This is a genomic window from Lysobacter yananisis, from assembly GCF_031199375.1.
Lineage (GTDB): Bacteria > Pseudomonadota > Gammaproteobacteria > Xanthomonadales > Xanthomonadaceae > Lysobacter > Lysobacter yananisis.
Genome location: NZ_CP133568.1, coordinates 3,886,099 through 3,909,357, shown reverse-complemented (window position 1 = coordinate 3,909,357; position 23,259 = coordinate 3,886,099). Strand labels below are relative to the sequence as shown.

Here is a 23,259-nt window from a genome sequence, read left to right as displayed (position 1 = left end):
AACGAACGCCCCGGGCTCACCCCTCCAGATTGCACGCCGCAATGCACTCGCGGTACAGGCGTCCGCAATGCGCGGTGCTGCCGCCGCCGGCCTGGGCCCTGCAATCGTTCGCCAGTTCCTGACACGTGCTGTAGCAGCCCGGATCCGACGCCGACGCCGACGCGCCGAACCCCAACCCGAACACCAGCGCCGCCGCGGCCAACCACCCCATGTGCATCCGCTTCATCGTCTTGCCTCCTTGGACTTTGGATCGCCAACGCCGGCCCCGATGGCCGGCGCTGGCCGCAGTGTAGGCAGCGCGCGGCGCGCACAATGCGTGTTGCACGGCAACAAGCCGCGCGATGCGCGCCGTGCGTCGCGATTCCCGCGCGCGGTCACACCGCCGCCATCGCCCGGCTCGCATGATCGGCGGGCGAAGCGGACGCCGGGCGGCCTGCCATAGTCGATCCCTATCGAATATGTCGTAAGGATCAATTTCACTTCGGCGTCGACCCCGCCTATCGTCGCTTGGCACTCCGCGATCACCCACGCCAGCGATGAGCCAGCCGGACGATCCCAACGCCGTACCCTTCGCGGCCGCCCACGGCGGCGCGCGCATCGCCGACGCACCGCGCCGGCGCCGATCCGTCTTACCCCATCCACCGCCCCCGCCCCGCTGACCGCGCCCATCGCGCGCGTCGGCGCTGCGTTGCGCACGCGCCACTCGCCCCGCCCACCCGCCCGCACCCACCGTCAAAGGCACGCACCCATGTCGAAAGAAAGCAAATGCCCGTTCAACCACGCTGCCGGCGGCGGCACCTCCAACCGCGACTGGTGGCCCAACCAACTCAACCTCAAGATCCTGCACCAGCAGGCGCCGGCGACCGATCCGATGGACGCAGGCTTCGACTACGCCGAAGCCTTCAAGAGCCTGGATCTCGACGCGGTCAAGAAAGACCTGCACGCATTGATGACCGATTCGCAGGACTGGTGGCCGGCCGACTTCGGCCACTACGGCCCGTTGTTCATCCGCATGGCCTGGCATAGCGCCGGCACCTATCGCATCTTCGACGGCCGCGGCGGCGCCGGCGCCGGCCAACAACGCTTCGCCCCGCTCAACAGCTGGCCCGACAACGGCAACCTCGACAAGGCCCGGCGCCTGCTGTGGCCGATCAAGCAAAAGTACGGCAAGAAGATTTCCTGGGCCGACCTGCTGATCCTCACCGGCAACGTCGCCCTGGAATCGATGGGCTTCAAGACCTTCGGCTTCGCCGGCGGCCGCGCCGACGTGTGGGAGCCGGAAGAAGGCGTGTACTGGGGCGCGGAGACCGAATGGCTCGGCGACAAACGCTACAGCGGCGACCGGGTGCTGGAGAATCCGCTCGGCGCCGTGCAGATGGGTCTGATCTACGTCAATCCGCAGGGCCCCAACGGCAATCCCGATCCGATCGCCGCCGCGCGCGACATCCGCGAGACCTTCGCGCGCATGGCCATGAACGACGAAGAGACCGTCGCCCTGATCGCCGGCGGCCACAGCTTCGGCAAGACCCACGGCGCCGGCCCCGAGTCGCACGTCGGCCGTGAGCCCGAAGGCGCCGACCTCGCCGACCAGGGCCTGGGCTGGGCCAGCAGCTTCAACAGCGGCAAGGCCGGCGACGCCATCACCAGCGGCCTGGAAGTCACCTGGACCAGCACACCGACGCAATGGAGCAACGAGTTCTTCGCCAACCTGTTCGGCTACGAATGGGAACTGAGCAAGAGCCCGGCCGGCGCGCACCAGTGGATCGCCAAGGACCCCGCCGCGGCGAACAAGATCCCGCACGCGCACGATCCGTCCAAGCGCCAGGCGCCGACCATGCTCACCACCGACCTGTCGCTGCGCTTCGATCCGGCCTACGAGAAAATCTCGCGCCGTTTCTTCGAAAACCCCGACCAGTTCGCCGACGCCTTCGCCCGCGCCTGGTTCAAGCTGACCCACCGCGACATGGGCCCGCGCGTGCGCTACCTCGGCAAGGAAGTGCCGGCCGAGGAACTGATCTGGCAGGACCCGATCCCGGCCGTCGATCATCCGCTCGTCGACGCCGGCGACATCGCCGCGCTCAAGGCCAAGATCCTCGCGTCCGGCCTGAGCGTGTCCGAGCTGGTGTCCACCGCCTGGGCCTCGGCCTCGACCTTCCGCGGCACCGACAAGCGCGGCGGCGCCAACGGCGCGCGCATCCGCCTGGCGCCGCAGAAGGACTGGGAGGTCAACCAGCCCGCGCAACTGGCCAAGGTGCTGGCGACGCTGGAAGGCATCCAGAAGGACTTCAATGCCGCCGCCGGCGGCGGCAAGAAGGTCTCGCTGGCCGACCTGATCGTGCTCGGCGGCTCCGCCGGCGTCGAACAGGCGGCGAAGAACGCCGGCGTGGCGATCGACGTACCGTTCGCGCCGGGCCGCATGGACGCCAGCGCCGAGCAGACCGACGTCGACTCCTTCGCCGCGCTCGAACCGCTCGCCGACGGCTTCCGCAACTACCTGGCCGGCGCGTACAAACCGACCGCCGAAGCGCTGCTGATCGACCGCGCGCAATTGCTCGACCTCAGCGCGCCGGAGACCGCCGTGCTGATCGGCGGCCTGCGCGTGCTCGGCGCCAACGCCGGCGGCAGCAAGCACGGCGTATTCACCGACAAGGTCGGCGCGTTGAGCAACGACTTCTTCGTCAACCTGCTCGACATGGGCACGGCGTGGAAGCCGACCAGCGAGGCCCAGGACGCGTTCGAAGGCCGCGACCGCAAGACCGGCGTGCCGAAGTGGACCGCCACCCGCGTCGACCTGGTATTCGGCTCGCACTCGCAACTACGCGCGATCGCCGAGGTCTATGCCAGCGGCGACGCCAAGGAGAAATTCGTGCGCGACTTCGTCGCCGCCTGGAACAAGGTGATGAACGCCGACCGATTCGACCTGAAGAAATAAGCGCCCCGTCGCGGCGACCGCCTCGCGCGGCGCCGCGGCGGCGGGGCTCCGCGAAACCCTGTGCGATCTCATGCCCGGCGCCCCCGCCGGGCTTTTTTTGCCCGCCGCGTCGGCGCCAGCGCAAGCTGCGATCGCGCCAATACCCACCCAGTGCCCGCCAACCGTCGTTCCAGCGCAAGCCCGAATCCAACCGAAGCGACGCAGCTCCGCCGCTGCCTCTTGAAGCGCTGAACTTGCCAAACCGTCATTCCGACGAAAGTCGGAATGCACACGACGTTGCTGTCGCTCCTGCCTCAGCCGTTCGCTCTGACGCAACCCCAAGCGAAGCCCACGCCCCGCAGCCCCGAAGGGCGTGCGCATGGATGCGCACGCGCGCCATGGGACAGGATGTCCCTTATGGCGCGGCCCCGCGCCCGGTGCTGGACTTAGTGGCTCTTGATCCGAAAAAACAAGGCCTTTTCTTTGGTTACTTTCTTTGTGGCTTAAGACAAAGAAAGTGACCCGGCCGCTTGCGGACGGAAGCTTTTGATCGTGGCTTGTCGTCACGCGTTGCGACAACAAAGGCAAGAGCAACCGCAGAGTCGAAATGGATTCCGGCTTTCGCCGGAATGACGGCTTGAGAGGTTCGTTGCTTCAAAGAACGACGGCGGAGCGACGTCGCTTCGGTTGGATTCCGGCTTTCGCCCGAATGACGGCTCGGAAGATTCGTAGCTTCGGCCACCACGACATCCCCACTCGTGCCACCAGCAAACACCCCAACACACACCAAGCACCGCTACGCACCCAGTCTCCACATCCCCTCCAGCCCCACCCACCGGCATCACCCCGCACTAACGAGCCGGCGCTAGCATCTGCACTCCCCGTACACCGGAATTTAACGATGAGCGCCTCGCTGACCGACGACCTTCTCAACCAGCTCCAGGGCCAGCCGCTGGCGCAGATAGGCAGCCAGCTCGGCCTGTCCGAGTCGCAGACCCAGAGCGCGGTCGGCCAGGCGCTGCCGCTGCTGCTCGGCGCGCTCGGCCGCAACGCCAGCCAACCCGAGGGCGCGCAGGCGCTGTTCGGCGCGCTGCAGCGCGACCATGCCGACGCGGGCGGCGGCGCCGCCGGGCTCGATCTCGGCGGCGTGCTCGGCGCGGTGCTCGGCGGTGGCGGCGGCGGTCGCCAGACCGACGGCGCCGGCATCCTCGGCCACATCTTCGGCGGCCGCGAGGACACCGCGGCGCAGGGGCTCGGTCAGAGCACCGGCCTGGGCGGCGGCCAGGCCAATACCCTGCTGAAGATCCTCGCGCCGATCGTGCTGTCCTACCTCGCCCAGCGCATGTTCTCCGGCGGCAACCAGGCCGCGGCCAACCCGCAGCAGCTCGGCGACGCGCTCGGCCAGGAACACCAGCGCATCCAGCAACAGGGCGGCGCCGGCGGCCTGCTCGGCGCGGTGCTCGACCAGGACGGCGACGGCCAGCTCGGCATCGGCGACCTGCTTAAGATCGGCGGCAACCTGCTCGGCGGCAAGCGCTGAGTTCCCCTGCCCGGCGCCTAGTCGCCGGGATTCGCCGAACGGCCGCCTCGCGCGGCCGTTCGTGTGTCGGGGAGCGCGGTTTTCGCAGGAGACGGTCGCGGCCGCGCGATACCGCGCGCATCTGCGTTGCTCGCCCTGCACGCGGGCTTCCACGAAACAAGCCGAGCCGCGCCGGCTGCCGCAGCAACGCGGTCGCGGCTTGCGCCGCTCCTACAGGGAGATCGCAAGCGTCGGCCGCTCCCTGTAGGAGCGGCGCGAGCCGCGACCACGCAACGGCAGATCGCGCCGAATCCGCGACCGCGACGACGGTAGCGACGTCAAAACCGCGCCCGCGCCGACTCGTCCGCGCCGCCGCTACAACGCGTCGATATCCCCCAACGCCTTGATCAGCCGCCGCGCGCGCTTGTCCGGCTTGGTCTCCGGCGCGCGGTAGCCGTTGCGCTCGGCCGCGCGCAAGGCGCGCGCCTGTTCGCGCGCCACGCGCGAGGCTTCGGTCTCGGCGTACAGGGTCTGCGCGAGGCTGGCCGGCCCGCGGGTGTCGCTCAAACCGGTCACCGCGATCTCGAAGTGTTCCTCGCCGCGCGCCACCTTCAACGCGTCGCCCAGGCGCACCGCGCGCGAAGCCTTGGCGCGCTGGCCGCCGACTTCGACCTTGCCGGTCTCCACCGCCTGCCGCGCCAGGCTGCGGGTCTTGTAGAAGCGCGCCGCCCATAGCCACAGGTCCAATCGCACCGTCGCCTGCGCCGGCGCGCCCGTCGTTTCGTCTTGCTTGCTCATCGGCGCGAACGATACCACCGCGCGCGCGCCGCCGATGCGACGCCGCCGCGCCGCCCGTCGCCGCCGCACGGCCGCGGCGCGTGCGGATTTCGACCGATCGCGCCACACCGCGCGCAATCGCCGGCGCCGCGCCGGCCCGGGCGCGCGGCATACTGCGCACTCGTTCGCCCCGCGCGGCCCGTCGCCGCTCCTGCGCGTCCCGCGCGGCATACTGCCGTCTCGCCCGTCCGCCCGGTACCGACATGGCCCCCAGCGCATCCCGCGGCAGCCACTTGCTGACCGAAGGCCCGATCGGCCGCACCATGATCTCGTTCGCCTTGCCGATCATGGCCGGCAACGCGGCGCAATCGCTCAACGGCTCGATCAACTCGATCTGGGTCGGCCGCTACCTCGGCGAGGCCGCGCTGACCGCGACGGCCAACGCCAACAACATCATGTTCTTCCTGATCGGCTCGATGTTCGGCGTCGGCATGGCCGCGACCATCCTGATCGGCCAGGCCACCGGCGCGCGCGATACCGCGCGGGCGCGGCGGATCATGGGCACCAGCGCCAGTTTCTTCCTCGGCCTGTCGGTGGCGATCGCGGCGGTCGGCTGGTTCTTCGCCGACGCGATCCTGCGCGGCATGGGCACGCCGCCGGCCGCGCAGCCGCTGGCCGAGCAGTACCTGCGGGTGATCTTCCTCTCGATCCCCTTCATCTACGCCTTCGCCTTCCTGTCCTCGGCGCTGCGCGGCCTCGGCGACTCGCGCACGCCGTTCCGCTTCCTGCTGATGTCGGTGGCGCTGGACATCGTGCTCAACCCGCTGCTGATCTTCGGCTGGGGCCCGCTGCCGGGGCTGGGCATCGCCGGCTCGGCGCTGTCGACCTTCATCGGCCAGGGCGCCAGCCTGGCCGCGCTGCTGCTGCACCTGCGGCGCAAGCGCCACGTGCTGTGGCTCGGCCGCGGCGACGCGCACCTGCTGAAGATCGATCCGGCGGTGCTGCGCGCGCTGATCGTCAAGGGCGTGCCGATGGGATTGCAGATGGTGCTGATCTCGCTGGCGATGATCGCGATGATCCGCCTGGTCAACGCCCACGGCACCGCCATCGCCGCCGGCTACGGCGCCGCGCTGCAGTTGTGGACCTACGTGCAGATGCCGGCGATGGCGATCGGCGCGGCGTGTTCGTCGATCGCCGCGCAGAGCGTCGGCGCCGGCCGCTGGGACCGGGTCGACGCCGCCGCGCGCACCGGCACCTTGTTCAATTTCCTGCTGACCGGCGCGCTGATCGCGCCGCTGATCCTGTTCGACCGCTACACCCTGGCGCTGTTCCTGCCCGACGGCAGCGCGTCGTTCGAGATCGCCCGCCACCTCAATCACATCGCGATCTTCTCGTTCCTGTTCTTCGGCGTGACCTTCGTGATCTCCGGCGTGGTCCGCGCCACCGGCGCGGTGATTCCGCCGCTGCTGATCCTGGGCTCGGCGCTGTGGGGCGTGCGCGTGCCGTTCGCGACCTTCCTGCAGCCGGTGCTGGGCCTGGACGCGCTGTGGTGGAGCTTCCCGGTCAGCGCGCTGTGCTCGATGCTGGTGTCGATGGCCTACTACCGCTGGGGCGGCTGGCGCCGCGCGAAGATGATGGCCGCGCCCGAACGTGTGGCCGCGCCGGTGGCCACCCAGACCATCGCCACGCCGGCGGAAGTGCCCGCGCATACGCCGGCGCCGGTGGCCGATACGAGTCCCGACGACGATGCGGTGGCGGTCGACGAGGATCGGCTGGAGCGCGGCTGAGGAGCGCGGCGGCGGCCTGCGGCGGTTGTTGTGGGAGGGCCTTCAGGCCCGATGCTTTTGTGTCCGATCGCCGCGATCCGAGCGAAGGGCATCGGGCCTGAAGGCCCTCCCACAAAAAAACAAGCCCGGCGACCGTCGCGGTCAGATCTGCTCCAGTTCCAGCGTGAACACCCCGGCCTCGCCCTGGTCGAAGGCTTCGCGCCAGATCCGGTAGCCCTCCAGGTCTTCCTCGCGCACCGGCATGCGCCCGATCACCTGCGGCCGCGCCTCGGCCACGCGCGTGCCGACGATGGGGAAGTGGCCGAGCAGGCGGATGGTCTTGAGCTCGGCCACGTCGGCCTCGTCCTCGCGCCGGACCTCGTCGACGGTGTGGGTGTCGAACTTGCGCAGCGACAGCACTTCGCGCCCGTCCGGCAACGCATCGACGCGCTGCACCCAGAAAAAGCCCCAGGTGCCGTCGCTGCGCGGATAAGTGCAGATGTCGCCTTCGGACAGGCCAGGATTCATGGACGCTCCCGCCGCGGGGGCGGCGCGATGTTCGGGGACTGCGGCGGGCAGGACCGCGTGGCGAATCTAGCGCGATTCGCGACCCGCGCACAGCGGCGCGGCCGGCCGGGCGCGGGGGCGATCGCGGCCACGTCGGCGGCCGGCGATTGCGCTCACGCCCGGACGTAATGCGGGAACTGTGCGTCTTCGCCGATAGCGATTGCGCATGTGCGGGCTCCCCATGGACTGGCGGCTCGCTGGGCGCGGGTTTGCGCGCGGCGTCCAGCGAGCCTTACGTCAGTGCACAGGCGCGGGTGCCGAAGCTCACCGCCTTGTCGCGATGCAGCCACGGGTCGTGGCTTTCGCAAGAACGCGGCTTCGAGGCTTGCATCGGCACGCCGAACGCAGCCTGGTCCGCCGGTTGCACGCCGCATCGGCGCAAATGCAAACGGCCGCCTTTCGGCGGCCGTTCGCGACGCAGCAGCAGCGTACCGGGTTACTCGGCGGCCGGCGCGTTCTTGGCGCGCGCGTAGGCGGCCAGATCTTCCTTGATGCGGGCCTTCTTGCCTTCCAGGCCGCGCAGGTAGTACAGCTTGCCGGCGCGGACCTTGCCGCGGCGCTTGACCTGGACCGAGTCGATCACGGCGCTGTGGGTCTGGAACACGCGCTCGACGCCGTAGCCGTGCGAGATCTTGCGCACGGTGAACGACGAGTTGAGGCCGGCGTTCTTCTTGCCGATGACCACGCCTTCATAGGCCTGGACGCGCTCGCGGTTGCCTTCCTTGACCTTGACGTTGACGACGACGGTGTCGCCCGGGCTGAACTCGGGCAGCTTGCGCTGCACCTGCTCGGCTTCGAAATTCTGGACCAGCGTATGGATCGACGGCTTGTTCATGGCTATGGCCTGTTGGATTAGTTGTTGCGCGAGTGCACGTGGACCCGCGTCATGGCATGGATACAGCTAAGCGGCTAATTATAACGGGAATTTTTCGGCCGTGGCTAGGGCTCAATCGCCCCGCGCCGCACCGCCGGTCGCAGAACCGTCCGCCGCTGGGGCGGAAACGGCCTCGGAAGCGGCCCTGGAACCGGTTTCCGCGCCCTCCCCGGCCGTCGCCAGTTCGGCCCGGTAGGCCGCCAGCAGCTTGCGGTCGGCCTTGGACAGGGCCGCCTCGTCGAACAGGTCGGGGCGGCGCTGCCAGGTCCGGCCCAGCGACTGCTGCCGGCGCCACTGGGCGATGCGGGCGTGGTTGCCCGACATCAGCACCTCGGGCACGCCGCCCAGTTCGTGCTCGACCGGGCGGGTGTAGTGCGGGCAGTCCAGCAGCCCGTCCTCGAAACTGTCCTGCACCGCCGACTCGGCATCGCCGAGCGCGCCGTCCTGCAGGCGCGCGACCGCGTCCACCACGACCGCTGCGGCCAGTTCGCCGCCGGACAGCACGTAGTCGCCGATCGACAGTTCCTCGTCGACCTCGGCCCGGATCAATCGCTCGTCGACGCCCTCGTAGCGCCCGCACAGCAGGATCAACCGCGCGTGGCCGGCTAGTTCGCGCACCTTGGCCTGGTCCAGCCGCGCGCCTTGCGGGCTCAGGTAGACCACCCGCGCCGGCGCCGGATCGGCCGCGCGCGCCGCGCGGATCGCCGCGCGCAGCGGATCGATCAACATCACCATGCCCGGCCCGCCGCCGAACGGACGCTCGTCCACCCGGCGATAGTTGCCTTCGGCGTAATCGCGCGGATTCCAGCCGTGCATCGACAGCAGCCCGCGCTCGCCGGCGCGGCCGACCACGCCGAACGCCGCGCATTGCGCGACGAACTCGGGGAACAGGCTGATCACGTCGATGCGCATGGGACTAGGAGTGAGCGGAGAGGAGCGAGAAGCGAGCAACAGCAAGAGCGGCAGGAGCGAGCTTTCGCTCACTTCTCGCGCCTCTGCGCTCACTGCTCAAAAATCGGGATCCCAGTCGACGGTCACGCGCCGCGCTTCGAAATCCACCGACAGCACGTACTGCGGGATCACGAACGGGATCATGCGCTCGCGCTCGTCGTCGCGCGCGACCAGCACGTCGTTGGCGCCGGTCGCGAACAAATGGCTGACCTTGCCCAGGGCGAGGCCCTGGGTGGTGACCACGTCCAGGCCTTCCAGGTCGACCCAGTAGAACTCGCCTTCGCGCGGCGGCGGCAGGGCCGAGCGCGGAACATAGATTTCGGTACCGCGCAGCGCCTCGACCGCGTCGCGGTCGGTCACGCCCGGCAGGTTGGCGATCAGGTACTTGCCGCTTTCGCGGCCGCGCACGCCCGACAGTTCGCGCTCGCCGCCGTGCGGATCGCGCACGATCCACGGCTGGTAGCGGAAGATCGCGGCGCGCGGCTCGGTCCAGGACTCGAGCTTGGCTTCGCCGCGAATGCCGAACGCGCCGAGCACCCTGCCCAACAGGATGCGGCGCGAGGATTCGCTCATATGCGTAAGAGGGCCGCGCGCGTGGCGCGCGGCCCGCCGGCTCAGGCGGCCGGAGCGGCCTTGACGGCCTGCTTGTACAGGTCGGCGACCTTGTCGGTCAGCTGGGCGCCGTTGGCGACCCAATGCTTGACGCGATCGAGGTTCAGCTCGACGCGCTTTTCGTTGCCGGCGGCGACCGGGTTGTAGAAACCGACGCGCTCGATGTTGCGGCCGTCGCGGGCGCTGCGGCTGTCGGTGACGATGATGTGGTAGAACGGACGCTTCTTGGCGCCGCCACGGGTCAGGCGAATCTTGACCATGAGGGTTGCTTTCCTGTGTTGCCCAGCCGTCGGAATGACGGGGTAAGCCGGCGATTGTAGCCCATCGGGCGCCTCAGGCAAACCCGTGGCCTGGCCCCGGCCGGCGCCCCCTCCTCGCAGCGAACCGACCCGGGCCGTCCCCGGGCGGCCTACCCGCCCGGTTCCGGCCCGCGATCGCCGGGCCTCCTTGCCCGCCCTGCCTCGCCGCAGCCCGCGCCAGCGGGTCCGCGACGGGACGGCGCCGTCCTGGCGCCGCCCCCGCGGCCGGATCGCCCCCGACGCCGGCCGCATCTGCCTCCCCCGGCTACGAGCTCAGCGCTTGTAGCGGATGCTGCCGCGCAACGCGGTCGATCCGGCCTCGCAGCGCTGCTCGAAGTCGGCCGACAGGCCGGTGACCATGCGCGAGACCGGGTCCACCTCGACCGCCTTGATCGCGATCGAGCCGGCGACCCGGTTGCAGCCGCGGCCGTTGCCGGCGAAGTCGAAGCCGACGCTGTTGGCGTCGCCGAAGCGGCTGATCGGATAGGTGCCGACGCCCAGGGTCTGGCCGGTCGGCGGACGCAGGATCGCCGACCACGAATCGCGCTGGCCCGAGACGTTGTAGATCAGGTAGCCGGCGTTGCCGGACACGGCGAAGGTGCTGGTGTCGCCGGCGTAGTCCTTGCGCAGGCCGCGGCCGATGTAATCGCCGGCGTCGCTGTCCAGCGCCAGCGACAGCGGCTGCACGTTGTAGCGCAGCTTGGCGGTCAGCAGCGGCGCGTTTTCGAGTTCGCAGCGCTGCAGGCCGGTCGCTTCCAGCGCGGTCACCGCGTCGTTGGCGCCGAATTCGATCTGCTGGATGTAGACCGAGCCCCAGGTACTGCCGCAACCGCGGCCGTTGCCGCCGATGTCGATGCCGGGCGAGCGGCCGGTGCGGAACGCGGAGCGTTCGGCGAAGTAGTAGCGGCCCGGCTGCAGGCGCTGGCCGCGCGGCGCGCTGAGTTCGATCCGCCAGTTGTCGTTGCCGCGGTTCACGCTCATCTGCAGCGCTTGCGCGTTGCCGCTGACGGCGATGGTCGAGTCGGCGCCGGTGTACGTCTTGGACTGGCCCTGTCCGATGTAGTCGCCGGCTTCGCTGGCGAAGGAATACGAGGTCTCGGCCAGGGCCGAGGGTGCGGCGGCGAGGCCGGCGATGGCCAGCGCGAGCGCGCCGCACATCGTCGAAAGTCGGGTCATCGAGCGATCTCCATGATCGGTTTGCGGCCGTGCGGATGCATGGCCGGTCCTTGCGTCGTAGTGCGGGTGGACGGGTGCTGAAACGATCGCTCCGCGGCGCCGGCGGCGCGCGGGCGCGCCGCGCGGGCGGTGGCGCGGTCGCCGCGATGAAGCCTTGGGCGAGGCGCTTGCCGTGGAGCGGAGGCAAGTGTTGCGCGCGGGCATCTCGCGCGAAGAGAACGGCGCCGGCCGCCGGTCGGCGATGCGCGGGACGGCGGCGTCGCGGGATCGGCGACGCAGGTGTCTGCGCGAGGACGCGTCGCCGCGGCGGCGCGCGACCGCGGCGACGTCGCGAGGCGACGTCTTGGTCGCAGCGATGGCGAAGCGCGCTGCGTTCGCGATGACGCAGGAATCGGCGGTCGCGTCGTTACCGCGGCGGCGCGGTCGCGGCTTGCGCCGCTCCTACAGGCGGCGGCCGGGGCTGCGAATGCGGCGGCGGAAACGACGACGGCGGCCCATGGGCCGCCGTCGTGGCGCGAATCGGTGCGCGGCGCGCGCGATCAGCGGAACGGCAGTCCGCCGCGGCCGCCGCCGCCCATCATGCCGCGCATGCCGCGCATCAGGCCCTTCATGCCGCCGCCGGAGAGCTTGCTCATCATCTTCTCCATCTGCTGGTACTGCTTCATCAGCTTGTTGACGTCGGCCGGGGTCAGGCCGGCGCCCTTGGCGATGCGCGCGCGGCGCGAGCCGTTGAGCAGCCCCGGGTTGCGCCGTTCCTTCTTGGTCATCGAGTTGATGATCGCGACCATCCGCGGCACTTCCTTGCCGGTGATCTGGCTCTTGACGTTGTCCGGGATCTGGCCCATGCCCGGCAGCTTGTCCATGAGCCCGCTCAGGCCGCCCATGTTCTGCATCTGCTCGAGCTGGTCCTTCATGTCGTTGAGGTCGAACTTCTTGCCCTTGGCGACCTTCTCGGCGAGCTTTTGCGCCTTGTCCTTGTCGACCTGCTGCTCGACCTGCTCGACCAGCGACAGCACGTCGCCCATGTCGAGGATGCGGCTGGCGACGCGGTCGGGGTGGAACACGTCCAGGCCGTCGGGCTTCTCGCCCACGCCGATGAACTTGATCGGCTTGCCGGTGATGTAGCGCACCGACAGCGCGGCGCCGCCGCGGGCGTCGCCGTCGGTCTTGGTCAGCACCACGCCGGTCAGCGGCAGCGCTTCGCTGAAGGCCTTGGCCGTGGTCGCCGCGTCCTGGCCGGTCATCGAGTCGACCACGAACAGGGTTTCCACCGGCGCGACCGCGGCGTGCAGCGCCTTGATCTCGCTCATCATCGCCTCGTCGATGGCGAGGCGGCCGGCGGTGTCGACCAGCAGCACGTCGACGAAGGACTTGCGCGCGTCGGCGATGGCGGCGCGCACGATCTCCTCGGGCTTCTGCGAGGCGGCCGAGGGGAAGAACAGCACGTCGACCTGCTCGGCCAACTGCTTGAGCTGCTCGATCGCCGCCGGACGGTAGATGTCGGCGGAGACCACCATCACCTTCTTCTTGCGCCGTTCCTTGAGGTGCTTGGCGAGCTTGCCGACGGTGGTGGTCTTGCCCGCGCCCTGCAGGCCGGCCATCAGGATCACCGCCGGCGCCGGCACGTTGAGGTTCAGGTCGGCGGCCTGCGAGCCCATCACCGCGGTCAGTTCGTCGCGCACGACCTTGATCAGGGCCTGGCCCGGGGTCAGCGACTTGAGCACTTCCTGGCCGACCGCGCGCACCTTGATGCGCTCGATCAGCGCCTGCACCACCGGCAGGGCGACGTCGGCCTCCAGCAGGGCGATGCGCACCTCGCGGGTGGCTTCGCGGATGTTCTCTTCGGTCAGGCGGCCGCGGCCGCGCAGGCGCTCGATGGTGCCGGAGAGGCGTTGGGTCAGGGACTCGAACATGGCTGGGGGCGGGGCTGCGGCGACGGGGCGGGCAGTATAGCGGGGCCGGAAGTGAGCGGAGAGGAGCGAGAAGTGAGCGAAAGCGCCCCTGCTCGCTCCTCGCTGCTCTCCGCTCGCTCCTGCCCTTATGCCAAACTCCCCCGATGACAATCGTTCTCATCGCCATCGCCCTGTACCTGAGCGCGGCCGGCCTGCTGGTCCGCGCGGTGCGCCGCGACGGCGGCCGCGGCGCGCGCGGCTGGCTGCTGCCGGCCAACCTGGCGGTGTTGCTGCACGGACTGGCCCATCTGATGGCCTGGCGCGGCGCCGGCGGCGCCGACCTGCACTTCTTCGCCGCGCTGTCGCTGGTCGGGCTGGGCATGTCGATCCTGACCGCCATCGTCGGCGCGGCCGGACGCATGGCCGCGCTCGGCGTGGTGGTGTTCCCGCTGTCGGCGCTGATGCTGCTGGCCTACCAGCTCTACGGCCACGTCCAGCATCCCGAGCCGCTGGACTGGCGCCTGCAGCTGCACGCATGGATGGCGCTGCTGGCCTACGCCACCCTGGCGGTCGCGGCGCTGTTCGCGGTGATGCTGTGGCTGCAGGAAAGCGCGCTGCGCCGGCGCGAGTTCCACGGCTGGCTGCGCGCGCTGCCGCCGCTGGTGGAGCTGGAAAGCCTGCTGTTCCGCACCATCGCGGTCGGCTTCGTCCTGCTCACCGCGACCTTGCTGACCGGCGTGCTGTTCGTGGAGAACCTGCTGGCCCAGCACCTGGTGCACAAGACCGTGCTCAGCGTGCTGTCGTGGCTGGCGTTCGGCGGCCTGCTGCTGGGGCGCTGGCGCTACGGCTGGCGCGGCGTGGTCGCGGTGCGCTGGACCCTGGCGGCGATGGCGCTGCTGGTGTTGGCGTTCTTCGGCAGCAAGTTCGTGCTGGAACTGGTGCTGCGGCGGGTCTGACCGCCGCGGATCGAATCGGGGGCGGCCGACCCGGTCGGCGCAGGGAACGCACGATGGTCAACTGGATCAAGTCGCTGTCGGAGCGCAGCGAATTCGTCGGCGTACTGACCCTGGCCTTCGGCTGGTCGATCTACCAGAGCCTGAGCATGGCGCTGTCGCCGCAGCCGCTGACGGCGGTGTTCGACAACGCCAGCCTGAGCGGACTGATGGGCACGCAACTGGCCACGCTGGCGATCATCGGCGCCTTCCTGCGCCTGCGCGGCTGGACCTGGGCGCGGCTCGGGCCGGCGCCGGGCTGGCGCGACCTGCCGCGCGGCGTCGCGCTCGCCGCCGCGACCCTGGTCGGGTTCTGGCTGTTCCATGCCGTGGCCGCGCTGATCGGGCTGCTGCCGATCGACGCCGACGATTCGGTACGGGTCGCGTCCGACCTGGACTGGCGGCTGATGCTCGCCGCCTCGGCGGTGAACGGATTCTTCGAGGAAGCCCTGGTCTGCGGCTACCTGGTCTCGGCCCTGCGCGAACGGCCGTCGATGTGGACCGCGATCCACCTGAGCACCGCGATCCGCGCCAGCTACCACCTCTACCAGGGCGAGGCCGGCGCGGTGATGGTGCCGATGGGGCTGGCCTTCGCCTGGCTGTACTCGGTCACCGGCCGGCTGTGGCCGCTGGTGGTGGCGCACATCGCACTGGACGCGCTGGCGCTGTTCGCGCGCTGAGCCCCCGGGCCGGCGCCGGCGCTGCGTGGATCGGCGCCGCCGGTCGCGCCCCCCGCCCGCCGGATCCCGGCCCCGTCCGTCGCCGGCTTGGCCATGTTTGGCCTGTTGCGGCGCAACAAATCGTCCTCGCGGCGCGACGGTCAGTATTCGACCGCTTCGGTCACAGACTCGCGTCCGCGAGGAATATCTTTTTAATCAGATAGTTGCCGAAAACGAACGGAGCGAATCGCTTTGCGAACGCCCGGTCGGTACTTGCTGAACGGGCCTTTTGCCAGCTCAATATTTGCATTGACAACTATTGCGCGGGCGAGCAACATGCCGCGCCATGACGACCCCGACCCCCACCCAGCCCTGCTCCACCTCCAACCTCGGCCTGCTGTTCCGCCAAGTGCGCGACGCGATGTGGGCGCAGATGGAGCGCGAGCTGGCCCAGGCAGGCCACGATCTGACCTTCAGCCAGTTCATCACCCTCAAGGAGTTGGCCATCGGCACCGCCGGGGTCACCGAACTGGCGCGAGCGGCCCAGCTCAATCCGGGCGCCATGACCCGCCTGCTCGACAAGCTCGAGAGCCGCGGCCTGGTCGCGCGCGTCGCCGATCCGGACGACCGCCGGGCGCTGAACATCCACCTGACCGAAGCCGGCACCGCGATCTGGGCCGACATCGACCAGTGCGGCCGCCGCGTGCGCGAGCGCGCCATGTCCGGCCTCAGCGACTCCGACCGCGAACAGCTCTACCGCTTGCTCGAACAGGTCCGCGACAACCTCTCCCTTTCCGGTTCCTGAGCCATGTCCGTCCACGACACTCGCCCGCGCCGCGGGCTGCTTTACGTGCTCGCGCCGCTGGCCGCGGCGTTGATACTCGCCGGTTGCGCCAGCACCCGCGGCCTGCAGCCGTCGGGCCGCGCGCTCGATGCCGACAGCCTCGAAGCCAAGCGCAGCCTCGCCGTCGCCGACCTGTCCGCCGCGCAGTTCCCGCAGCGCGACTGGTGGACCGCGTTCGGCGACGCCCAGCTCAACGGCCTGATCGACGAAGCCCTGGCCGGTTCGCCGAGCCTGGACGCGGCCGACGCGCGCGTGCGCCAGGCGGTGGCCCAGGCCGGCCTCGCCGACGCGGCGCGCAAGCCGACCCTCGGCGGCAGCGCGCAGTACTCCGGCGCGCACCTGCCCGAGACCCTGGCGCCGGATCCGATCGGCGGCAAGTACCTCGGCGCGGACGTGCTGATGCTGAGCTTCAAGTACTCGCCCGACCTGTGGGGCGGCAAGCGCGCGCGCTGGCAGGCCGCACTGGGCCAGTCGCGCGCGGCCGAAGTCGAAGCGCAGGCCGCGCGCCTGACCCTGTCGTCGAACATCGCCCGCAGCTACGTCTCGCTGGCCCAGGCGTTCGAGGCGCAGGACGTGGCCAAGGCCGAGAAGCGGCGCTCCGACAACCTGCTCGGCCTCGGCCAGCAGCGGGTCAAGGCCGGCCTCGACAACCAATTGCAGATCCGCAACGCGCAGAGCGCCAGCGCCAGCGCCGACCAGCAGATCCAGGCCGCGCAGCAGCAGATCGACGCCGCCCGCAACGCGCTCGCCGCGCTGCTGGGCAAGGGCCCGGACCGCGGCCTGAGCATCGCCCGCCCGACCCTGCTGGCCGGCAACGCCGCCGGCGTGCCCGACGTGCTGCCGAGCGAGCTGCTCGGCCACCGTCCCGACGTGGTCGCCGCGCGCTGGCGCGTGGAAGCGTCCTCGCACGGGATCAAGGCGGCCAAGGCCGACTTCTATCCGACCGTGAACCTCAGCGCGATCGTCGGCCTCGCCACCGCGCACCTGTCGGACCTGTTCACCAGCCAGGCGCGCCTGTACCAGGGTGGCCCGGCGATCAGCATGCCGATCTTCGATGGTGGCCGGCTGCGCAACGAGCTGGCCGGCAGCGACGCCGACTACGACCTGGCCGTCGCCAACTACAACCAGAGCCTGATCGGCGCGCTGCGCGAAGTCGCCGACGCGGTGCAGTCCTCGCGTTCACTCGACGGCCAGCTGGCCTCGGCGCAGCAGGCGCGCGACGCCGCGCAACAGGCTTGGCAGATCGCCACCAGCCGCTACCGCGCCGGCCTGGGCACCCAGATCGACGTGCTGACCGCGCAGCGCCCGCTGCTGCAGCTCGACCAGCAACTGGCCACGCTGCGCGCGCAGCGCCTGGCCGCGCGCATCGACCTGGATCGCGCGCTCGGCGGCGGCCTGCAGCTGAGCCCGCCCGATCCGGTGGCCGCGACGGTCCCCGACGCTTCTTCCGACAACAACGCTATTGCCAAGGCCCCCACGCCATGACGACCGAAGTCAACCCCAATGCCGCCGCGGCCGCGCCCGCCGCGCCGCCGAAGAACGGCAAGCGCCGCAAGGCGCTGCTGATCCTGTTCGCCGTGGTCGCGATCGCCGCGGTGGCCTGGACGCTGTACTACATGCTGGTGCTGCGCTGGCACCAGGACACCGACGATGCCTACGTCCAGGGCAACGTGGTCAACATCACCCCGCAGGTGCAGGGCACCGTGGTCAGCATCGGTGCCGACGACGGCATGAAGGTGAGCGCCGGCCAGGTGCTGGTGCAGCTGGACCCGAACGACGCCCAGGTCGCCTACGACCAGTCGGTGGCCAACCTCGCCAACACCGTGCGCCAGGTGCGCGGCTTGTTCAGCGCGGTCGATGCCGGCCAGGCCGATCTGTCGGCGCGCGAAGTCGCGGTGCAGAAGGCCCGCGCCGACGTCAAGCGCCGCGAAGGTTTGGTCGCCAGCGGCGCGGTCTCGGCCGAGGAACTGGCCCACGCCCGCGACGAACTGGCCTCGGCCGAAGCCTCGCTGTCGTCCTCGCGCGGCAGCCTGGCGCGCAACCGCGCGCTGGTCGATGCGACCACCGTCGCCCGCCAGCCGCAGGTCGCCGCCGCCGCCGCGCAACTGCGCCAGGCCTATCTGAACCTGCAGCGCTCGGCCATCGTCGCGCCGGTCAACGGCTACGTCGGCAAGCGCAACGTGCAGCTCGGCCAGCGCGTGGCGCCGGGCACCGCGCTGATGACGATCATCCCGCTCAACGAAGTGTGGGTGGACGCCAACTTCAAGGAGACCCAGCTGGCCAAGATGCGCATCGGCCAGCCGGTCGAACTGCATTCGGACCTGTACGGCTCCGACGTGCGCTACGACGGCAAGGTCGTGAGCCTGGGCCTGGGCACCGGCAGCGCGTTCTCGCTGTTGCCGGCGCAGAACGCCAGCGGCAACTGGATCAAGATCATCCAGCGCGTGCCGGTGCGCATCGAGATCGAGCCCAAGCAACTGGTCGAACACCCGCTGCGCCTGGGCCTGAGCATGCACGTCGACGTCGCCATCCGCGACCAGAACGGCGCGGTGCTGGCCGCCGAACCGCCGGCCAAGCCGGTGCTGAGCACGCAGGCCTACGCCAAGCAGCTGCACGACGCCGACGCGATGATCGACAAGATCGTGCGCGAGAACCTGCCGGGCGTGCAGCACGGCTGAGCATGGAAGCGGTCGGGCGCGCACGAGGCGCGTCCGACCGCATTGCGGCACGGGCCGCGTTCGCATCGGCCGATGTCCCCTCCCCCCGCATCGGGATCGAAACGAACGCGTTCCGCCGCCGCAAGGCGCAGGCGAGCACCTCCCCCACGTCGTTCTCGCCTGCGCTTCCTTTTTTGTTGTTGCGGCACAAGCGGTCTCGCCCCGGCGATGTCGGAAGCAGCGCCGCTGCGACACCGTCATTCCGGCGAAAGCCGGAACCAACCGAAGCAACGCAACCCCGGCCACATCCGAAGCCGCATCGCTTCAAGCCCGTCATTCCGGCGAAAGCCGGAATCCATTTTGATCTCCCCGGCGCAAGTCAAAAGCAACAGCAAAATGGATTCCGGCTTTCGCCGGAATGACGGCTAGGCGGGTTCGGTCTTTCCGACGAACGCACGCCATCGCGACAACACGATTCGCGGCCCCGCGCTCTCCCACGCGGCCCGTCCTGAGCGATCAGGCCCCCGACTCAACAGGCACGCTCCATGTCCGCCACCACCGCCAACGCTGGACCCGCCGGCCCCGCCGCGCCCGCTCAGCCGCAAGCCGCCTTCAAGCCGCCGAACATGGCGCTGACCACGCTGGGCCTGGCCCTGGCGTCGTTCATGCAGGTCCTCGACACCACCATCGCCAACGTCTCGCTGCCGACCATCTCCGGCAACCTCGGCGGCAGCGCCAACCAGGCCACCTGGGTCATCACCTCCTTCGCCGTCAGCAACGCCATCGCGCTGCCGCTGACCGGCTTCTTCACCCGCAAGTTCGGCGAGCGCAAGCTGTTCATGTGGGCGACGCTGCTGTTCGTGATCGCCTCGTTCCTGTGCGGCCTGGCCAACAGCATGGGCCTGCTGGTCGCCGCGCGCGCGCTGCAGGGCTTCGTCGCCGGGCCGATGTATCCGGTGACCCAGGCGCTGCTGATCTCGATCTATCCACCGCACAAACGCGGGCAGGCGATCGCGCTGCTGGCGATGGTGACCGTGGTCGCGCCGATCGCCGGCCCGATCCTCGGCGGCTGGATCACCGACAACTACAGTTGGGAGTGGATCTTCTTCATCAACGTGCCGATCGGCATCTTCGCCAGCATCGTGGTCGGCAACCAGTTGCGCGGCCGCCCGGAGCGGCTGGACAACCCGAAGATGGACTACATGGGCCTGGCGATGCTGGTGATCGGCGTGGCCGCGCTGCAGATCATGCTCGACCTGGGCAACGACGAGGACTGGTTCAACTCGACCACCATCGTCGCGCTGACCATCGTCGCGGTGATCGCGCTAGCGGTGTTCGTGATCTGGGAACTGACCGAACGCGACCCCATCGTCAACCTGCGCCTGTTCCGCCACCGCAACTTCGCCAGCGGCACGGCCGCGATGGTGCTGGCCTACTCGGCGTTCTTCGCCATCGGTCTGCTGGTGCCGCTGTGGCTGCAACGCAACCTGGGCTACACCTCGATCTGGGCGGGCCTGGCGACCGCGCCGATCGGCATCCTGCCGGTGCTGCTGACCCCGTTCGTGGGCCTGTACGCGGCGCGCTTCGACCTGCGCTGGGTCGCCACCGGCGCGTTCATCGTCATGGCCGCGACCAGCTTCGTGCGTTCGGGCTTCAACCTCGACGTCGACTTCCAGCACGTCGCCCTGGTGCAGCTGTGGCAGGGCCTGGGCGTGGCGCTGTTCTTCATGCCGGTGCTGACGATCCTGCTGTCGGACCTGGAGCCGCACGAGATCGCCGCGGGCTCGGGCCTGGCGACCTTTGTCAGAACCCTGGGCGGCAGCTTCGCCGCCTCGCTGACCACCTGGGCCTGGAACCAGCGCAGCACCATCCACCACGCCCAGCTGACCGAGCACATCGGCGCCTACGATCCGCAGATCCAGCAGACCGTCGACCAGCTCGGCCGCGGCGACCCGACCCGCGGGGCGTTGGCGCTGAACCAGATGATCTCGCAGCAGGCCGCGCAGATCGGCTTCAACGAGATGCTGTACCTGATCGGCATCCTGTTCGTGGTGGTGACCGCGTTCGTGTGGATGGCCAAGCCGCCGTTCTCGGCCAAGGTCGGCGGCGGCGCCGCGGCGGCCGGCGGGCATTGAGGCCGGGACATCGTCGGATACGCAAACAGGCCGGGGCGACCCGGCCTGTTTTTTGTTGCGTCGCAGTAACGGCTTCGCGGTCGCGGCTCGTGACCGAAGGAAATCCCGTGGGACGCCGCTCCTACAGCGGCTCCGGGGTCAGGCGCCGACCCTGGCTTCGGCGCGCTCGGCGGCGAAGCTCTCGCCGGCTTCGCACGGGGCGGCGGCGTGCTTGCGCACGAAGCGGCGGCGGGCGTCGTGGTAGCTGCGGTCGCTGCCGAAGAAGTTGCGGTACATGTGCGCCAGTTCTTCCGCGCCGTAGCTTTCCAGCGGCTTGCGCCGCTCGTCTTCGTTGCGGCGCCGGCGCTTGAGCGTCAGCGCCTTGCGGCAGGCGCCGGGTTCGGCCAGGCGTTCGGCGCGCTGTTCGACGTGGGCGAGGAAGTCGGCGCCGCCGGCGCCGAAGGCGGCGTCGATCAGGCCGATGCGCTCGGCCGCGGGCGCGCCGATCGGGCGCAGGCCTTCGGTCAGTTCCTGGGCGACGGTCTCGCCGACCCGGCGCGGCAGCAGGTAGGTCCAGTACTCCGAACCGTACAGGCCGCCCATGCCCTTGTAGTGCGGGTTCATGACCGCGCCGCGCCGCGCCCAGACGTGGTCGGCGGCCAGCGCCAGGATCACCCCGCCGGCGCCGGCGTTGCCCTGCATCGCCGACACCACCAGGTGCGAGTCGGTGAGCACGATCTCGCGCACCAGCGCGTTCATCGCCAGGATGTTGCGCCACGATTCCAGCGCCGGGTCGTCGGCCGCCTCGATGGCGTTGAGGTGGATGCCGTTGGACCAGATATCGTCGCCGCCCATCAGCACGATCGCCCGGGTCGGGCGCTGGCGCGCGTGCAGGAACGCGGTGCGCAGGCGGTCGCACTGCTGCGTCGACATCGCGCCGTTGTAGAAGTCGAAATGCAGGTAGCCGACCGCGCCGGCTTCGCGGTAGCGGATCTGGCGGTAGCCGTGATCGCGCCGCCCCGCCACCGAAGTGACCGGCTTGAGCGCGCGCGCGGGCACGCCGCGCAGGCGCGCCTCGCCCAGCACCTGGGTCGCCGGCAGCTTGATCCCGTCCTTCCCGCGCAGATGGCTCAGCCACAGCGCGCCGTCGGCGCTGGCCACGCACACCGCGCCCTCGCGGCGGCCGAGCAGTTCGCCGGGGCGGCCGCGCAACGAGGGTTCGACGTGGGCGCCGAACACCTGGCAGCGCAGCCCGGCGATCTCGCCGCGCGCGCCCGGCGCGCTGTCGCCGCAGCGGATCCGCGCCAGCAGCGCGGCGTTGTCCATGTCCCAGTCCAGCGCGCGGTCGCCCGGGCGCATGCTCGGGCGCAGGCGCCCGCGCACCGCCGGGTCGGCGTAGTCCAGCGGCTGCGGCGCGTAGCCGCCGGCTTCGAAGCGCTCCACCGCCTGCAGCAGCGCGCGGATCGCCGCGTCGGTGACTTCGTGGCGGTAGAGCTGGCTCTTGGACGCGCCGCGCACGGCGAAGCCGGCGCTGGCCCAGATGTCGCCGGCGTCCATCTCGGCCGCGGCCTGCAGCACGGTGACGCCCCAGTCGTGCTCGCCTTCCAGGATCGCCCAGTCCAGCGAGGACGGACCGCGGTCGCCGACGATGCCGGGATGCACGATCAGGCAGGTGTGGCGGCTCCAGATATCGTCGGGAATCGCCGACTTCAGCATCGGCGCGACGATCAGTTGCGGCCGCTCGCGCGCGACCGCCGCGCGCATGGTGTCCGGGTCGGACGCCACCTGCACCGCGACCTCGTGCCCCAGTTCGGTCAGTTCGGCCCAGGCGCGTTGCGCCAGCCCATTGAACGCAGTGCATAGAAACACGATGCGCAGCGACATGGTCCATCCCCCTGTCACGACGAAGGCTCGAATGTGTGCCAATGCGTGTTCATAAACATGAGCAAAGATCACAAATTCCTGCTGCATCGCAGCGGCCTTGCGTTTCTTCGACGCGCATCGCCGTTCGACGAGAAAGTCGTCGCGAAAGCGTTGCGCGGTGGCCGACGGCCTCGCCGTATCGCGTTGGCCCCTGCCGTCGCGCGCATCGCGCGACCGGCCGGCGCGCGCGCCGACCGCGCATCGCTCACGACGAGCGTCCGTCCCATCGCACAAGGAGAGATCGATGTTCCGACACACCCGCCGCACCCTCGCCGTCACCGCGTTCTGCTTCGGCCTGGCGTTCTCGCTCAGCGCGCTCGCCGCCGGCTGCCAGGAATGCTGGGACAACTGCTTCGCCAAGCGCCTGCAATGCCGCGCCGCCGGCAATCCGGTCGCGGTGTGCACCGCGGCGTACCAGGCCTGCGGCCGCGGCTGCGGCTGCCAGATTCCCTGATCCGCGCCAGCCGCACGGCCACCACCTCCAAGGTCCATCACCTCTAAGGACTCCGCCATGTTCAAACGCAACCGCATCTTCGCCGCCGCCGCGTTCTGCTTCGGCTTGGCGTTCTCGTTCGGCGCCTTCGCTCAGCAGGATTGCCAGGCCTGCACCGATGCGTGCTACGAGCAGTACGAGCAGTGCAACAGCGACGGTTATCCGTTCTGCAAGCAGAACCTGCGCGCCTGCACCAAGGCCTGCGGCTGCCAGGTCTGAGCGCAACCTCGGCG

Annotated in this window: 22 protein-coding genes and 1 pseudogene; 13 read left to right on the top strand and 10 right to left on the bottom strand. The window is 70.1% G+C overall.

The window, feature by feature from the left end; translation table 11 throughout:
* Positions 1-16: 16 nt before the first annotated feature.
* Positions 17-226: a hypothetical protein gene (locus RDV84_RS16400; RefSeq protein ID WP_057948148.1), complete on the bottom strand. Its 210-nt coding sequence runs from the start codon at positions 224-226 to the stop codon at positions 17-19.
* A gap of 522 nt (positions 227-748) precedes the next feature.
* Between RDV84_RS16400 and katG the strand changes: the two genes are divergently transcribed.
* On the top strand, positions 749-2,932 hold the full coding sequence (gene katG / locus RDV84_RS16395; RefSeq protein ID WP_309150935.1) for a catalase/peroxidase HPI: 2,184 nt from the start codon (positions 749-751) through the stop codon (positions 2,930-2,932).
* Positions 2,933-3,812: 880 nt separating this feature from the next.
* Positions 3,813-4,451, top strand: a complete 639-nt coding sequence (locus RDV84_RS16390; RefSeq protein ID WP_057948150.1) for a DUF937 domain-containing protein — start codon at positions 3,813-3,815, stop codon at positions 4,449-4,451.
* Positions 4,452-4,805: 354 nt separating this feature from the next.
* Here RDV84_RS16390 and RDV84_RS16385 read toward each other — a convergent pair whose 3' ends face one another.
* Entirely contained in the window at positions 4,806-5,228 is a 423-nt protein-coding gene (locus RDV84_RS16385; RefSeq protein ID WP_078999875.1) for an RNA-binding S4 domain-containing protein, read from the bottom strand.
* Between the two features lie 242 nt (positions 5,229-5,470).
* Between RDV84_RS16385 and RDV84_RS16380 the strand changes: the two are divergent.
* Positions 5,471-6,745 (top strand): annotated as a pseudogene (locus RDV84_RS16380) (MATE family efflux transporter); the annotation flags it as partial.
* 62 nt (positions 6,746-6,807) lie between these two features.
* On the opposite strand, the gene RDV84_RS26655 reads toward RDV84_RS16380, so the two are convergent.
* Entirely contained in the window at positions 6,808-7,107 is a 300-nt protein-coding gene (locus RDV84_RS26655; protein WP_425606380.1) for a DUF6053 domain-containing protein, read from the bottom strand.
* On the opposite strand from RDV84_RS26655, the gene RDV84_RS26650 reads away from it, so the two are divergent.
* Positions 7,025-7,669, top strand: coding sequence for a DUF6053 domain-containing protein (locus RDV84_RS26650; RefSeq protein ID WP_425606246.1), 645 nt, complete (start codon positions 7,025-7,027; stop codon positions 7,667-7,669). The genes RDV84_RS26655 and RDV84_RS26650 overlap by 83 nt on opposite strands.
* Positions 7,670-7,976: 307 nt before the next feature.
* Here the strand turns inward: RDV84_RS26650 and rplS are convergent, their stop codons facing one another.
* From rplS to ffh, 6 genes are all read right to left on the bottom strand, one after another.
* Complete coding sequence (gene rplS / locus RDV84_RS16370) at positions 7,977-8,375, bottom strand: 50S ribosomal protein L19 (protein WP_057948153.1); 399 nt, start codon at positions 8,373-8,375, stop codon at positions 7,977-7,979.
* 111 nt (positions 8,376-8,486) lie between these two features.
* Positions 8,487-9,326, bottom strand: a complete 840-nt coding sequence (gene trmD / locus RDV84_RS16365) for a tRNA (guanosine(37)-N1)-methyltransferase TrmD (RefSeq protein ID WP_309150932.1) — start codon at positions 9,324-9,326, stop codon at positions 8,487-8,489.
* A gap of 96 nt (positions 9,327-9,422) precedes the next feature.
* The gene (rimM, locus tag RDV84_RS16360; RefSeq protein WP_057948154.1) at positions 9,423-9,938 is read right to left on the bottom strand and encodes a ribosome maturation factor RimM; all 516 of its coding nucleotides are present in this window, start codon (positions 9,936-9,938) and stop codon (positions 9,423-9,425) included.
* Between the two features lie 41 nt (positions 9,939-9,979).
* Positions 9,980-10,237: a 30S ribosomal protein S16 gene (rpsP, locus tag RDV84_RS16355; RefSeq protein ID WP_057948155.1), complete on the bottom strand. Its 258-nt coding sequence runs from the start codon at positions 10,235-10,237 to the stop codon at positions 9,980-9,982.
* Positions 10,238-10,549: 312 nt separating this feature from the next.
* Positions 10,550-11,452: a hypothetical protein gene (locus RDV84_RS16350; protein ID WP_309150931.1), complete on the bottom strand. Its 903-nt coding sequence runs from the start codon at positions 11,450-11,452 to the stop codon at positions 10,550-10,552.
* A 539-nt stretch (positions 11,453-11,991) separates the two neighbouring features.
* Positions 11,992-13,365, bottom strand: a complete 1,374-nt coding sequence (ffh, locus tag RDV84_RS16345; protein WP_078999869.1) for a signal recognition particle protein — start codon at positions 13,363-13,365, stop codon at positions 11,992-11,994.
* Positions 13,366-13,508: 143 nt separating this feature from the next.
* Here ffh and RDV84_RS16340 point away from each other — a divergent pair, with 143 nt between their 5' ends.
* The 7 genes from RDV84_RS16340 (at position 13,509) to RDV84_RS16310 (ending at position 20,631) form a co-directional block, all read left to right on the top strand.
* The gene (locus tag RDV84_RS16340; RefSeq protein WP_250449722.1) at positions 13,509-14,300 is read left to right on the top strand and encodes a cytochrome C assembly family protein; all 792 of its coding nucleotides are present in this window, start codon (positions 13,509-13,511) and stop codon (positions 14,298-14,300) included.
* Between the two features lie 53 nt (positions 14,301-14,353).
* Positions 14,354-15,016, top strand: coding sequence for a CPBP family intramembrane glutamic endopeptidase (locus RDV84_RS16335; protein WP_250449721.1), 663 nt, complete (start codon positions 14,354-14,356; stop codon positions 15,014-15,016).
* Positions 15,017-15,341: 325 nt separating this feature from the next.
* A complete protein-coding gene (locus RDV84_RS16330; RefSeq protein WP_057948160.1) occupies positions 15,342-15,800 on the top strand; it encodes a MarR family winged helix-turn-helix transcriptional regulator in 459 nt (152 codons plus the stop codon).
* A 3-nt stretch (positions 15,801-15,803) separates the two neighbouring features.
* Complete coding sequence (locus tag RDV84_RS16325) at positions 15,804-17,324, top strand: efflux transporter outer membrane subunit (protein ID WP_309150930.1); 1,521 nt, start codon at positions 15,804-15,806, stop codon at positions 17,322-17,324.
* Entirely contained in the window at positions 17,321-18,517 is a 1,197-nt protein-coding gene (locus tag RDV84_RS16320; protein WP_309150929.1) for an efflux RND transporter periplasmic adaptor subunit, read from the top strand. The genes RDV84_RS16325 and RDV84_RS16320 overlap by 4 nt, the downstream gene beginning before the upstream one ends.
* Positions 18,518-18,519: 2 nt before the next feature.
* Positions 18,520-18,918 carry a hypothetical protein gene (locus tag RDV84_RS16315; RefSeq protein ID WP_309150928.1) on the top strand — a complete coding sequence of 133 codons (399 nt, stop codon included), beginning with the start codon at positions 18,520-18,522 and terminating at the stop codon, positions 18,916-18,918.
* A gap of 123 nt (positions 18,919-19,041) precedes the next feature.
* Entirely contained in the window at positions 19,042-20,631 is a 1,590-nt protein-coding gene (locus RDV84_RS16310) for a DHA2 family efflux MFS transporter permease subunit (protein WP_057948163.1), read from the top strand.
* Positions 20,632-20,769: 138 nt separating this feature from the next.
* On the opposite strand, the gene RDV84_RS16305 is transcribed toward RDV84_RS16310, so the two are convergent.
* Positions 20,770-22,494: a hydrogenase maturation protein gene (locus RDV84_RS16305; RefSeq protein ID WP_309150927.1), complete on the bottom strand. Its 1,725-nt coding sequence runs from the start codon at positions 22,492-22,494 to the stop codon at positions 20,770-20,772.
* Positions 22,495-22,777: 283 nt separating this feature from the next.
* Here RDV84_RS16305 and RDV84_RS16300 point away from each other — a divergent pair, with 283 nt between their 5' ends.
* Both RDV84_RS16300 and RDV84_RS16295 read left to right on the top strand, forming a co-directional pair.
* Positions 22,778-22,987 carry a hypothetical protein gene (locus RDV84_RS16300; protein WP_057948164.1) on the top strand — a complete coding sequence of 70 codons (210 nt, stop codon included), beginning with the start codon at positions 22,778-22,780 and terminating at the stop codon, positions 22,985-22,987.
* A 57-nt stretch (positions 22,988-23,044) separates the two neighbouring features.
* Positions 23,045-23,245, top strand: a complete 201-nt coding sequence (locus tag RDV84_RS16295) for a hypothetical protein (RefSeq protein ID WP_057948165.1) — start codon at positions 23,045-23,047, stop codon at positions 23,243-23,245.
* Positions 23,246-23,259 lie beyond the last annotated feature (14 nt).

What these genes read in the sequence shown, in the direction of transcription:
- RDV84_RS16400 (WP_057948148.1), bottom strand. Translation starts at nt 226, where the DNA reads ATGAAGCGGATGCACATGGGGTGGTTGGCCGCGGCGGCGCTGGTGTTC.
- katG (WP_309150935.1), top strand. Translation starts at nt 749, where the DNA reads ATGTCGAAAGAAAGCAAATGCCCGTTCAACCACGCTGCCGGCGGCGGC.
- RDV84_RS16390 (WP_057948150.1), top strand. Translation starts at nt 3,813, where the DNA reads ATGAGCGCCTCGCTGACCGACGACCTTCTCAACCAGCTCCAGGGCCAG.
- RDV84_RS16385 (WP_078999875.1), bottom strand. Translation starts at nt 5,228, where the DNA reads ATGAGCAAGCAAGACGAAACGACGGGCGCGCCGGCGCAGGCGACGGTG.
- rplS (WP_057948153.1), bottom strand. Translation starts at nt 8,375, where the DNA reads ATGAACAAGCCGTCGATCCATACGCTGGTCCAGAATTTCGAAGCCGAG.
- trmD (WP_309150932.1), bottom strand. Translation starts at nt 9,326, where the DNA reads ATGCGCATCGACGTGATCAGCCTGTTCCCCGAGTTCGTCGCGCAATGC.
- rimM (WP_057948154.1), bottom strand. Translation starts at nt 9,938, where the DNA reads ATGAGCGAATCCTCGCGCCGCATCCTGTTGGGCAGGGTGCTCGGCGCG.
- rpsP (WP_057948155.1), bottom strand. Translation starts at nt 10,237, where the DNA reads ATGGTCAAGATTCGCCTGACCCGTGGCGGCGCCAAGAAGCGTCCGTTC.
- RDV84_RS16350 (WP_309150931.1), bottom strand. Translation starts at nt 11,452, where the DNA reads ATGACCCGACTTTCGACGATGTGCGGCGCGCTCGCGCTGGCCATCGCC.
- ffh (WP_078999869.1), bottom strand. Translation starts at nt 13,365, where the DNA reads ATGTTCGAGTCCCTGACCCAACGCCTCTCCGGCACCATCGAGCGCCTG.
- RDV84_RS16340 (WP_250449722.1), top strand. Translation starts at nt 13,509, where the DNA reads ATGACAATCGTTCTCATCGCCATCGCCCTGTACCTGAGCGCGGCCGGC.
- RDV84_RS16335 (WP_250449721.1), top strand. Translation starts at nt 14,354, where the DNA reads ATGGTCAACTGGATCAAGTCGCTGTCGGAGCGCAGCGAATTCGTCGGC.
- RDV84_RS16330 (WP_057948160.1), top strand. Translation starts at nt 15,342, where the DNA reads ATGACGACCCCGACCCCCACCCAGCCCTGCTCCACCTCCAACCTCGGC.
- RDV84_RS16325 (WP_309150930.1), top strand. Translation starts at nt 15,804, where the DNA reads ATGTCCGTCCACGACACTCGCCCGCGCCGCGGGCTGCTTTACGTGCTC.
- RDV84_RS16320 (WP_309150929.1), top strand. Translation starts at nt 17,321, where the DNA reads ATGACGACCGAAGTCAACCCCAATGCCGCCGCGGCCGCGCCCGCCGCG.
- RDV84_RS16315 (WP_309150928.1), top strand. Translation starts at nt 18,520, where the DNA reads ATGGAAGCGGTCGGGCGCGCACGAGGCGCGTCCGACCGCATTGCGGCA.
- RDV84_RS16310 (WP_057948163.1), top strand. Translation starts at nt 19,042, where the DNA reads ATGTCCGCCACCACCGCCAACGCTGGACCCGCCGGCCCCGCCGCGCCC.
- RDV84_RS16305 (WP_309150927.1), bottom strand. Translation starts at nt 22,494, where the DNA reads ATGTCGCTGCGCATCGTGTTTCTATGCACTGCGTTCAATGGGCTGGCG.
- RDV84_RS16300 (WP_057948164.1), top strand. Translation starts at nt 22,778, where the DNA reads ATGTTCCGACACACCCGCCGCACCCTCGCCGTCACCGCGTTCTGCTTC.
- RDV84_RS16295 (WP_057948165.1), top strand. Translation starts at nt 23,045, where the DNA reads ATGTTCAAACGCAACCGCATCTTCGCCGCCGCCGCGTTCTGCTTCGGC.